Source organism: Pseudomonas bijieensis (assembly GCF_013347965.1).
Taxonomy (GTDB): domain Bacteria; phylum Pseudomonadota; class Gammaproteobacteria; order Pseudomonadales; family Pseudomonadaceae; genus Aquipseudomonas; species Aquipseudomonas bijieensis.
The window spans coordinates 2,741,560-2,753,893 of record NZ_CP048810.1; the positions used below are offsets into that span (position 1 = coordinate 2,741,560).

9 protein-coding genes and 1 pseudogene are annotated in these 12,334 nt (G+C 62.6%); 6 read left to right on the top strand and 4 right to left on the bottom strand.

Translation table 11 applies throughout. The annotated features are described in order from the left end of the window. Positions 1–102 precede the first annotated feature (102 nt). The 4 genes and pseudogenes from GN234_RS11895 to edd form a co-directional block, all read right to left on the bottom strand. Positions 103–1,572: an ATP-binding protein gene (locus tag GN234_RS11895; protein ID WP_109755743.1), complete on the bottom strand. Its 1,470-nt coding sequence runs from the start codon at positions 1,570–1,572 to the stop codon at positions 103–105. Next, on the bottom strand, positions 1,562–2,293 hold the full coding sequence (locus GN234_RS11900) for a response regulator (RefSeq protein ID WP_109755742.1): 732 nt from the start codon (positions 2,291–2,293) through the stop codon (positions 1,562–1,564). The genes GN234_RS11895 and GN234_RS11900 overlap by 11 nt, the downstream gene beginning before the upstream one ends. 195 nt (positions 2,294–2,488) lie before the next feature. After that, a pseudogene (locus GN234_RS11905) lies at positions 2,489–3,436 on the bottom strand (glucokinase); the annotation flags it as partial. Further along, positions 3,433–5,259: a phosphogluconate dehydratase gene (gene edd / locus GN234_RS11910; RefSeq protein WP_109755740.1), complete on the bottom strand. Its 1,827-nt coding sequence runs from the start codon at positions 5,257–5,259 to the stop codon at positions 3,433–3,435. The pseudogene GN234_RS11905 and the gene edd, both read right to left, overlap by 4 nt. 230 nt (positions 5,260–5,489) lie before the next feature. Here edd and gap point away from each other — a divergent pair, with 230 nt between their 5' ends. From gap to GN234_RS11940, 6 genes are all read left to right on the top strand, one after another. Further along, positions 5,490–6,491 (top strand): type I glyceraldehyde-3-phosphate dehydrogenase, encoded by a 1,002-nt coding sequence (gene gap / locus GN234_RS11915; RefSeq protein ID WP_109755739.1) that lies wholly within the window; start codon positions 5,490–5,492, stop codon positions 6,489–6,491. 204 nt (positions 6,492–6,695) lie between these two features. Further along, a complete protein-coding gene (locus GN234_RS11920; protein WP_109755738.1) occupies positions 6,696–7,217 on the top strand; it encodes an RNA polymerase sigma factor in 522 nt (173 codons plus the stop codon). Between the two features lie 98 nt (positions 7,218–7,315). Beyond that, complete coding sequence (locus GN234_RS11925; RefSeq protein WP_116831619.1) at positions 7,316–8,278, top strand: FecR family protein; 963 nt, start codon at positions 7,316–7,318, stop codon at positions 8,276–8,278. Positions 8,279–8,397: 119 nt separating this feature from the next. Then, positions 8,398–10,992, top strand: coding sequence for a TonB-dependent receptor (locus tag GN234_RS11930; protein ID WP_176688518.1), 2,595 nt, complete (start codon positions 8,398–8,400; stop codon positions 10,990–10,992). Positions 10,993–11,160: 168 nt separating this feature from the next. Continuing rightward, a complete protein-coding gene (locus GN234_RS11935) occupies positions 11,161–11,751 on the top strand; it encodes a biliverdin-producing heme oxygenase (RefSeq protein WP_176688519.1) in 591 nt (196 codons plus the stop codon). Positions 11,752–11,886: 135 nt separating this feature from the next. After that, on the top strand, positions 11,887–12,312 hold the full coding sequence (locus GN234_RS11940; RefSeq protein ID WP_176688520.1) for a YbaN family protein: 426 nt from the start codon (positions 11,887–11,889) through the stop codon (positions 12,310–12,312). The last annotated feature ends 22 nt before the right edge of the window (positions 12,313–12,334 follow it).

Sequence of the window (12,334 nt, forward strand, 5' to 3'; positions counted from 1 at the left end):
GTCTCGTTCCTACATTGAGCGCCATGGTGTACACAATTTTTGTGTCCACCACTGAACCCTGTGGGAGCGAGCCTGCTCGCGATGAACGATAACGCAGTCCAATCAATCCACACTGCGCGGCAACTGCAACGTCACCCGCAACCCACCCTCGCGCAGGTTCTGCAAGCTCACTTCACCACCATGGCTGTGGGCGATGTTGCGAGCGATGCCCAGGCCCAGGCCATAGCCCTGCTGTTGCCCGGCGAGGCGAAAGTGCGGTTCGAAGACTTGCTCCAGGCGCTGTTCCGGTACGCCCGGACCTTCGTCGTCGACGTGCAGGATGAACGCGGTTTCATCGTCATCGATATGCAGGTGGGCGTTCTGCCCGTATTTCAACGCGTTGTCGATCAGGTTGCCTATGCAACGTTTGAGGGCCAGCGGCTTGCCGGGATACGGCGCCAGTGCCCGACCATCCTGGGTTACCCGGCCGTTGCCGTTGGGCGCCAGGTAAGGTTCGACCAGGCAATCGAGCACATGGTTGAGATCCACCGGCTCGATGTTCTCGTGAATGTCGGTGTCCTTGACGCATTGCAGCGCGCCTTTGACCAACAACTCCAGTTCGTCCAGGTCGCGGCCGAACTTGGCTTGCAGGTTTTCGTCCTCCAGCAGTTCGACTCGCAAGCGCAGCCGCGTGATTGGCGTGCGCAAGTCATGGGAAATCGCGCTGAACAACTGGCTGCGTTCAGTGAGGTAACGGCTGATGCGTTCGCGCATGGCATTGAACGCCCGCCCCACCTCCACCACTTCGCTGCCGCCGCCCTCGGCCACCGGCTCCACTTCGGCGCCCAGGGACATGTCCCGCGCCGCCCGCGCCAAACGCTTGAGGGGCCGGCTCTGCCAATGCACCAGCAAACCAATGAACAGCAGCAACAAGCTACTGGTGAGCACGATGAAACCGACCTGTTGCTTGGGCAGGTCTTGTTCTTCAAGGCTGGTGTAGGGCTCGGGCAGCAACGAAGCGATGTACAGCCATTCGCCTGGCGCCATCTGGATCTGCGTGACCAGCACCGGAGGGTTCACGGGCTCCAGGGTCAGGGCATAGTGAGCCCACGAGCGGGGCAATTCATCGAGCTTGAGCCCGGCGTTGAAAATCCGCAGGTCGTCGGGGCTGACAAAATTCACCGAGATATCGGCGTTACTGCCCAATGAGCGCCGCAGCACATCGTCCACTGCCTTGAGCACCGCCAGCTTGCGCGGCGTGACCGGCAGCACGTCCATGCCCAGGGGCTTATCGTTGAGCGTCACGACAAACCGCGTACCGCCCATGCTGCGCAGCTGGTCCAGCACCAACGGCCGGTACGCCACGGGTAGCGAACGCAAGTAACTGACGCTGGCAGTCATCGAATGGGCCAGGCTGCGGGCGCTGGTGACCAGGCCCTCGAGCTGGGTGGCGCGCAGTTGCGAGACCCAGATCAGGCTGGACAAGGTCTGGGCGAACAGCACCACCAGCAAGGTCAGCAGTAGCATCCGCCCCAGCAACGAGCGCGGTAACGGCACCCGCCGAGCGACTTTCTTGACCCAATCAATGACCATTGCTGGCAACCACACTGGCCGCCAGTTGATAGCCGCTGCCACGCACCGTGCGAATCAGCCGCGGCGGCTTTTCGGTGTCACGCAGGCGCTGGCGCAGGCGACTGACCGCCATGTCGACGATCCGATCCAGAGGCATCAGGTCACGCCCACGGGTCGCATTGCCGATGGTGTCGCGATCGAGGATTTCCTGGGGATGGTCGAGAAACAACTTGAGCAGGGCGAAGTCGGCACCGGAGAGAATCACCTCTTCACCGTCAGTGTGGAACAGCCGATGGCTGACCATGTCCAGCCGCCATTCATCGAAGGCCAGCACTTCGCTGCCGGAGCGCTCCTGGCCGAACTGCGCCCGGCGCAGCAGAGCCTTGATGCGTGCCTGTAATTCACGCGGGCTGAAAGGCTTGCCCAAGTAATCATCGGCGCCCAATTCAAGACCGATGACCCGATCGGCCTCGTCGGAACTGGCGGTGAGCATGATGATCGGCACATGGGCCTGGCGTGGGTGCTGGCGAACCCAGCGACAAAGGCTGAAGCCGTCTTCATCGGGCAGCATCACATCGAGGATTACCAGGTCGCTCGGCGCCTCGTTCAGCGCCTGGCGAAACCCGGCGCCGTCGGGCGTGGTACGCACGTGGAAACCCGCACGACTGAGGTAAGTGTCCAGCAGTTCGCGAATCTCCTGGTCGTCGTCGACCAACAAAATCGATTTGTTCACTGAACTCACGGGGCCTCGTCCTTGTTGTTTGGATTGCGGCGATTATGCCTGATGGATGAGGACTACAAACATCGCTAAACCATTGTGGGAGCGGGCTTGCTCGCGAAGGCAGTGTGTCAGACAACGAAAATATTGAATGACACACCGCCTTCGCGAGCAAGCCCGCTCCCACAGGAGACCACATTTCAACTTTAAACGGGGGGTCGATTGCTCCAACGCCACGCCCGCTCCCATCAGGCCGGAGTACGGCGCAGTCACCAGCCAGACCGGAATGCCCTTGAAGTAGTCGCTCATGCAACCCTTGTCGGCGAAGCAGCGGGCGAAGCCGCTTTCGAGGAAGAAATCGGCGAACCGCGGGACCACGCCACCGACGATGTAGACGCCGCCGCGCCCGCCCAGCGTCAATACGTTGTTGCCGGCCACGCGCCCCAGCCAGCGGCAGAACTGCTCGAGCACTTCCAGGGCAATGGGATCGCCAGCCAGGCCAGCTGCGGTGATGGACTCGGGAGTGTCGAGCACCGGCACATGGCCGTCCACCGCGCAAATGGCCCGGTACACCCGCGGCAAACCGCTGCCGCTCAGGGCAGTTTCGGCGCTGACGTGGCCGATCTCGTTGTAGATGTGCTGCCACAGCTGGGTTTCCCGCGGGCTGCTCATGGGCAGGTCGACATGGCCACCCTCCCCCGGCAACGCCGCGAAACGGCCTTCCCCCAGATCCAACAGCGTACCGACGCCCAGCCCGGTGCCCGGCCCGATCACCACCGCCGGACGCATCGGCTCCGGGGTACCTTCGCAGACGACCCGGTATTCATCGGGACGCAAACGGGTCATGCCCAGGGCCATGGCCGAGAAGTCGTTGACCAGCAACAGCTTCTCCACCTGCAGGGTCTTGCAGAACGCCAGGTTGCTCAGGCGCCAGTGATTGTTGGTGAACCGAAACTCATCGCCGCTCACGGGACCGGCCACCGACAGGCACACCGAACCGATGGCGCCCGGTTTCAAACCCAAGCCGCTCAGGTAAACCTGGATGGCATCTTCAGGGCAGGCGTAATCCGCCGTCGCCAGCACCTGGATGTTTTCCAGGTTGTGGTTCTTCCACAACGCGAAACGTGCGTTGGTCCCACCGATATCACCGACCAAAGCCAGTTTCAATTAAGCGTCTCCAGGGCAGAAGTGAAGGCGCTGGCGCCCTGCTCCGCCGAGCTGAAGGCCATGCGCATGAAACCGAACAGCTCACGACCGGTGCCGATGTTGTTGCCCAACAGGCCCTTGGCCGGCGTGCGCGCGGCGAATTCCTCGGCGTCCACCTTCAATTCCAAGGTGCCTTTGACGCCATCGACGCGGATGATATCGCCCTCCTGCACCCGGGCCAACGCACCGCCGACATAAGCTTCGGGGCTGACGTGAATGGCCGCCGGGATTTTCCCCGACGCGCCGGACATGCGCCCATCGGTCACCAGCGCCACTTTGAAGCCACGGTCCTGCAACACACCGAGGAATGGCGTCATCTTGTGCAGCTCCGGCATGCCGTTGGAGCGCGGGCCCTGGAAGCGCATCACCGCGACGAAATCCTTCTCCAGCAAACCGGCCTTGAATGCATCGGCCAGGTCCTGCTGATCCTGGAACACCATCGCCGGCGCCTCGACAATCTGGTTTTCCAGGGCCACGGCCGAGACCTTCATCACCCCACGCCCCAGGTTGCCTTCCATCACCCGCAGGCCACCTTCAGGCGAGAACGCGCGGGCCACCGGGCGCAGGATGTTTTCGTCGAGGCTTTCGATCGGGCCGTCGCGCCACACCAGCTCGCCATCCTCCAGGAACGGTTCCTGGGTATAGCGACTCAAGCCATGACCGAGCACGGTGTTGACGTTTTCGTGGAGCAAACCGGCTTCCAGCAGTTCACGGATCAGGAACGACATACCGCCCGCAGCCTGGAAGTGGTTGATGTCGGCCTTGCCGTTCGGGTAGACGTGGCTCAGGGTCGGCACCACCTCGGAAAGGTCGGCCATGTCCTGCCAGGTCAACTGGATGCCTGCCGCCATGGCGATGGCCGGCATGTGCAGGGTGTGGTTGGTGGAGCCGCCGGTGGCGTGCAGCGCAACGATGGAGTTGACCAGCGAGCGCTCGTCGACGATTTCGCCGATGGGCATGAAGTTGCCGCTTTGCTTGGTCATGCGCGTGACCTGGAACGCCGCTTCGCGGGTCAGGGCATCGCGCAACGGCGTGTTCGGGTTGACGAACGAGGCGCCAGGCAAGTGCAGGCCCATCACTTCCATCAGCAACTGGTTGGTGTTGGCGGTGCCGTAGAAGGTGCAGGTGCCAGGGCTGTGGTAGGACTTCATCTCCGATTCCAGCAGCTCTTCGCGGGTGGCCTTGCCTTCGGCATAGCGCTGGCGCACGTCGGCTTTTTCCTTGTTGGAAATGCCCGAGACCATCGGCCCGCCCGGCACGAAGATGGTCGGCAAGTGACCGAAGCGCAGCGCGCCCATCATCAGGCCCGGCACGATCTTGTCGCAGATGCCAAGCATCAGCGCGCCATCAAACATGTTGTGGGACAGCGCCACCGCCGTGGAGAGCGCGATCACTTCGCGGCTCGGCAGGCTCAGTTCCATCCCCGCCTCGCCCTGGGTCACGCCGTCGCACATCGCTGGCGTACCGCCGGCAAACTGGCCGACCGAGCCGATTTCGCGCAGGGCTTTCTTGATCTGTTCCGGGAAGGTTTCGTAGGGCTGGTGGGCCGAGAGCATGTCGTTATAGGACGACACGATGGCGATGTTGGCGGCGTTCATCATCCGCAGGTGGTGTTTGTCTTCGGTGCCGCAACCGGCCACACCGTGAGCGAAGTTGGCGCACTGCAGCTTGCCGCGCATCGGACCATCGCTGGCTGCACCGTGGATCAATGCAAGGTAAGCCTGACGCGTGGCGCGGCTGCGGGCGATAAGCCGTTCGGTGACCTCAAGAACGCGGGGATGCATGTGTAGAACTCCAGGCTAACGGGTGTGGCGACCTGATTGTCTATGCTGGTCAAAAGCCCGCCGCACGCTGTGTAAAGGCGAGGCGGCAGACTGTTTATTGACCGTTCGGACCAGTTGATTCAGGTCACTCGTTGTAGATAAAACAAAATATTGCCACTAAAAAGGCTTGTTTTCTATTTTTATGCGAATAATCTTGTAATTCCAACAACAAATCGACGGCGGCGCAGTTAATGACTCTTCGAATCGCAATCAATGGTTTTGGCCGCATCGGCCGCAACGTCCTCCGAGCACTGTATACCCAAGGCTATCGTCGCGACTTGCAGATCGTCGCCATCAACGATCTGGGCGACAGTGCGATCAATGCCCATCTGCTCAAGTTCGACACCGTCCACGGCACCTTCGATGCCGAGGTACAGCATGATCACGAAAGCCTGACGGTCAATGGCGACCGCATCTCGGTCAGCGCCATCCGCAACCCGGCCGAACTGCCTTGGGCCGCTGAAAAAATCGACGTTGTGTTCGAATGCACCGGCCTGTTCACCGATCGTTCCAAAGCGGCGGCCCATATCAGCGCCGGCGCGCGCAAGGTGATCATCTCGGCCCCGGCCAAGGGCGCCGATGCCACCGTGGTGTATGGCGTGAACCACGACATCCTGCGCCAGTCCCACCAGATCATCTCCAACGCTTCGTGCACCACCAACTGCCTGGCCCCGGTGGCCCAGGTGCTGCACCGCGAACTGGGCATCGAAAGCGGCCTGATGACCACCATTCATGCCTACACCAACGACCAGAACCTGACCGACGTCTACCACAGCGACCCGTACCGCGCCCGTTCGGCCACCCAGAACATGATCCCGAGCAAGACCGGCGCCGCCGAAGCGGTGGGCCTGGTGCTGCCGGAACTGGCGGGCAAGTTGACCGGCATGGCGGTACGTGTACCGGTGATCAACGTGTCCCTGGTCGACCTCACCGTGCAGCTCAAGCGCGAAGCATCGGCCGAAGACGTCAACGAACTGCTGCGCCACGCCAGCCAGCATTCCAAGATCCTCGGCTACAACACCCTGCCGCTGGTCTCCAGTGACTTCAACCACAACCCGCTGTCGTCGATCTTCGACGCCAACCACACCAAGGTCAGCGGCAAGCTGCTCAAGGTACTGGCCTGGTATGACAACGAATGGGGCTTCTCCAACCGCATGCTCGATAACTGCCTGGCGTTGTGTAACGCCGAGTAATCCTCGCAGAGCCGGCCGCGCCTTGTAGTGTGGGAGCGAGCCTGCTCGCGATAGCGGTCTATCAGTCAACACTGTGCTGGCTGATACGACGCTATCGCGAGCAGGCTCGCTCCCCACATTTGCTTCGGCGCCAATGAATGAACGCTTGACCCGCTCCGTAGATGATAAGCATTATCATCTACTCAAACCGGATCGGGCCCTACCGTGAGTCAATCGCGCTTTCATCACGTCTTCCTCGCCCAGCGCACGCCGCTGCTGCGCACCCTTGAGCGCATGGTCAGCAACCCCAGCACCGCCGAAGACCTGCTTCAGGAAACCTACCTGCGCGTGACCCGCGCACTGGGCGAACGCACGGTCGAACACCTCGAACCCTTTGTTTTCCAGACCGCCCGCAACCTGGCGCGGGACCATCTGCGTGCCCGGCGTATCCAGTCACGGACCTTGCTCGATGACGTGCCGCTGGAAGTCGTCCACAACGTCGTCGCCCCCCAGAGCAGTGCCGAGGACGCCGCCCACGCCCAGCAACTGCTCGAGCGCCTGAATGTCAGCCTGCAGGCCCTGAGCTCGCGACAGCAGCAGATCTTCATCCTCAGCCGCCTGCATGGCCACAGTTATCAGGAAATCGCCGAACGGCTGGGCGTGTCCCTGAGTACCGTGCAAAAGGAACTGAAACTGATCATGGCGATCTGTGTGGGTGTGGCGGAACGCAGCCACGGTGAGCAGTGACCTGCCTCACGCTTCAGGCCATGAACTGCCTACAGACTTGCCACTTGCTGCGTCCAACTTGTAGCTTGGGCCCGTGCCGCTAATACCGAGATCCCACTGTGACGGACAATCACCGCTCTGCTGAGCCGACTGCGACGCAGGAAACCGCCCATGCCATGGAACAGGCGCTGGACTGGCTGATCCTGCTGGACAACCCCAGCGAGGAACAGACGCGGCAGTTCCACGCCTGGCTGGCGGCCGATCCACGCCATGGCGAGGCGTTCGCCCGGGCCCAGGCGATCTGGAACGGCCCGCAGGTGATGGAAAGTGCCCGTCGACTCGACGCCACGCCCAGGGTCACCGCGCTGTCGCGCCTGCGTGCCCACTGGAAGCCCCTGGCCACCGCCGCCGTGCTGCTTCTCGGCCTGTTCAATTTCAGCGACCTGCCCCTGCGCTTGCAGGCCGACCACCTGACCGTGGTCGGTGAGCGCCAGCGCCTGCAATTGGAGGACGGCTCCCAGGTCCTGCTCAACACCGACTCGGCCTTCTCCAGCACGTTCAATGAACAACGGCACGTGGCGCGCCTGTACAAGGGCGAGGCGTTTTTCGAAGTGCCGGGCAACCGCAACTTGCCGCTGCAAATCGATGCCGGCCCCGTCACGGCCAGCGTCAGCGACACCACCTTCGCCGTGCGTTACCTCGACGGCGTGGCCCAGGTCCAGGTTCAGCGCGGCGATGTGGACCTGCGGGCCAACCGCAACGACACCCATGTACGGCTGTCCGCTGGCGAAAGCATCCGCATAGGTCCCAACGGCTTCGACCGCCCGGCCCGGCTCGATGCCAACACGGACCTGGCCTGGGTCCAGGGTCGGCTGGTGTTCGAGAACCGGCCACTGAGCCAGGTACTGGCCGAGCTGCGCCGTTACTACCCCGGCTGGATCATCAACAGCAACGAACAGTTGGCCAACGTTGCCGTGACCGGCAATTACCGCCTCGACCAGCCGTTGGACGTGGTCCGCTCGCTGGCCCATATCACCTCGGCGCGGCTCCAGGAGTTCCCGGCGCTGGTGATCCTGAACTGAATGAGAATTATTTTTACTCGATAGGCTTCGCTGGTTCGTCTCGTTATAGCCAATGCAATTGATTCGCATCCACGGATGTGAGTCTGCACCTATAACAGATGCGACACGGAGCGCTATCGATGTCCTCTCGCCTTACTTGCCGGTTTCTTGCCCCCTCTTGCACGTTGTCACTGCTCACCGCCGCCATCCTGATAGCCGGCACCGCACCGCTCGCCCTGGCCGCCGCCACGGTGCAACCCCCTGCACGCAACACGGGCGACTACACCTTTGCCATTGCCCGGCAGCCATTGGTCTCGGCCCTGAATGCATTCACCGCTATCACAGGCTGGCAAGTCGGCATGCCGGCGGAACTGGCCGAAGGCGTCGCCTCGCCAGGGGTGAGCGGCTCGCTGCCACCAGACAAAGCCCTGGAGCGCCTGTTGGTGGGGACCAACCTGAGCTACCGCAAGCTGGGCGACAACAGCATCATCCTGCAAAAGCGCAGTACCGGCAGCACGCTGGAGTTGCAACAGGTAACCATCAGCGCCACCCGCCAGGAACAGGACATCACCAGCGTACCGAGCACGGTCACTGTCCACGACCGCCAGGAACTGGACCGCAACAACGTCAACACCCTCAAAGACCTGGTGCGCTATGAACCGGGCGTATCGGTGGGCGGCGCGGGCCAGCGCGGCGGCATCAGCGGCTACAACATCCGCGGCATCGACGGCAACCGGATCCTGACCCAGGTCGACGGCGTGGAAGTACCCGATGGTTTTTTCAACGGTCCCTATGCCAAGACCCAGCGCAACTACGTCGACCCGGAAATCGTCAAGCGTGTGGAAATCCTGCGCGGCCCGGCCTCGGTGCTGTACGGCAGCAATGCCATTGGCGGTGCCGTCAGCTACTTCACCCTCGATCCGGATGACATCATCAAACCAGGCCAGGACGTTGGCGCTCGCCTGAAGACCGGCTACAGCTCCGCCGACGAGAGCTGGCTCAAGTCCGCCACCGTCGCCGGTCGCAGCGGGCCGTTCGACGGCCTGTTGCACTACAGCCAACGCGACGGTCACGAAACCGAATCCTACGGCAGCCACAACGGCACCGGCCTGGACCGTACCGCCGCCAACCCGGAAGACGTGCGCGCCAACAACGTGCTGGCCAAGCTCGGCTGGAACTACAACGACGACGCGCGCCTGGGCCTGGTCTACGAGAAATACAAGGACGACCGCGACACCGATCTGAAAAGCGCCTATGGCGGCCCCTACTCCAACGGCCGCCCCACAATCCCCACCTCCATGCTGCCCGGCGGCATGTACCAGTGGCGCACCGGCAACGACACCATCAGCCGCGAGCGTTTCGGCCTGGAGCACAGCTTCGCCCTCGACAGCCTGCTGGCCGACCACGTCAAGTGGAGCCTGAACCACCAGATCGCCAAGACCGACCAGAGCACCGCCGAGTTCTACTTCCCCATCACCCGCCAGGTGCTGCGCACCCGGGACACCCTCTACGAAGAAAAACAGTGGGTCTTCGACGCGCAACTGGACAAGGCCTTCAACGTCGCCGACACCGATCACGCCCTGACCTACGGCACCACGATCAAGCAACAGAAAGTCACCGGTTCGCGCAGTGGCAATGGCGTGTGCCTGGCGGTTGGCGTGGGTTGTTCAGCAGTGGGCGCCATCAGCACCCGGGACGTGCTGGCAAAAGCCAGTGATTTCCCGGATCCGACCATCGACACCTACAGCCTGTTCGCCCAGGACCAGATCAGTTGGGACCGCTGGACCTTCACACCCGGCCTGCGCTACGACTACACCCGCCTCAAACCCCACCTGACCGAGGAGTTCCTCAACACCGTGGACCCAACCAGTGGCGGTGAAGTCAGCGACAAGAACAAGACCTGGCACCGCGTCTCGCCCAAGTTCGGCATGACCTATGCCCTGACCGACCAGTACACCTGGTACGGTCAGTACGCCGAGGGTTTCCGCACCCCGACCGCCAAGGCCTTGTACGGGCGTTTCGACAACCCCGGCGCTGGCTACAGCGTGGAGCCCAACCCCGACCTGGAGCCGGAAAAAAGCAAAAGCTACGAGACTGGCCTGCGCGGCCGTTTCGACGCCGGCTCGTTCGACGTGGCGGTGTTCTACAACAAGTACCGCGACTTCATCAACGAGGACGCCATCACCCCCGGCGCCAACCAGTTGACCTTCCAGAGCAACAACATCAAGCACGCCACCATCAAGGGCGTCGAAGCCAGGGGACGCCTGGAACTGGACGTGCTGGGCGCGCCAAAGGGCCTGTACACCCAAGGCTCGGTGGCTTACGCCTACGGACGCAACGCCGACACCGGCGAACCGCTCAACAGCGTCAACCCGCTGACCGGCGTGTTCGGCCTGGGTTACGACCAGGACCACTACGGCACCTTGCTCAGCTGGACTCTGGTCAAGAAAAAGGACCGCGTCGACGACAGCAACTTCAACTCGCCCGATGGCGTGAGCAGCCAGTTCAAGACCCCGGGTTTCGGCATTCTCGACCTGAGCGGCTTCTACAAGGTGACCGACGACATCACCGTCAGCGGCGGTCTCTACAACCTCACCGACAAGAAGTACTGGCTGTGGGATGACGTGCGCGGCTACGACAGCGTCGGCGAAGCGGCGGTGCTGAACCCCGCCAACCTCGATCGCCTGACGGCGCCCGGGCGTAACTTCGCGGTGAACCTGATCTGGGATATCTGACTCGGTTGCCCAGGCCAAACAAATACCCGTAGTGAGGAGGGTCATGTGGGAGCAAGGCTTGCCCGCGATGAAGGCCATGCGGTCTTTCCAGAGATCGAGGCGCCTGTTCGCGAGCAAGCTTTGCTCCCACAGCCCCTCGCCACACCGTTCTAATTCGAAGGAGTTTCCATGACCACACAACATCCCACTTCACGCTCCCAACGCCTGAACCAGATCACCCACGAGCCCCACAGCAAGCTCGACGCACTGGTCAAGGCCCACGCCCCCTTCGAAACCCCGGCCAGCTTCGCCCGCTTCGTCGTAGCCCAGTACCTGTTCCAATCGGAACTGATGGCGCTGTACAACGATGCCGAACTGTCCACCCTGATCCCCGACCTGCCGGCCCGTTGCCGGGCAGAAGCGGCCAAGGCGGATCTGGCAGACCTGGACACCGAAGTCCCCACGCCAGTGACCGGAGCGGTGAAAAACCCGACCCAGGCCGAAGCCCTGGGCTGGCTGTTCGTCTCCGAAGGCTCCAAGCTCGGCGCCGCATTCTTGATCAAGCGTGCCGTGGGCCTGGGGCTGAGCGAAACCTTCGGCGCCCGGCACCTGGCGGAACCCGCTGGCGGGCGCGCCGAAGGCTGGAAAACCTTCACCCGCACCCTCGATGGCCTGGCCTTCACCGAGCAGCAGGAAGCCGAGGCGGACCAAGGCGCGCTGGATGCCTTCAACCGCTTTACGGTGTTGCTAGAGCATGCCTATGCGGTCGAGTTGGCCTGAAAATTCACCGCTGTCCCTTGTGGGAGCGAGCCTGCTCGCGATTGCAGTGTGTCAGCTCCAATGATGGCGCCTGACACACCGCTATCGCGAGCAGGCTCGCTCCCACGAGGACATGCGTATGCGTGAAAGATACTGATGAACCGTCCCACGAAACTCACCCGACTGCTCTTCGCCCTGCTCGCCTACACCAGCCTGGCCATCGGCCTGGTCGCCATCGTCGTGCCCGGCCTGCCGACGACCGAGTTCATCCTGTTGGCCGCCTGGGCCGCAACCCGCAGTTCGCCGCGCCTGAGCGCCTGGCTGGAGAACCATCGGTTGTTCGGGCCGATGCTGCACAACTGGCGCAACGGAAAAATCATCCCGCGCCGGGCCAAGCTCGGTGCCACCGCCAGCATGCTGTTCTGCGCCGGACTGATGCTGGTGATGCTTGACCACGGCTGGCCGGTTTATCTGGCACTCATGGCCATGGGCCTGGGCAACCTGTGGATCTGGTCGCGACCGGAACAGGTACAGGGCACTTGTTCCCGCTGGGCCGCAAAGCAGCCCCCAACGGGATTTTGAACTATGATCGCCCTCTCGTACC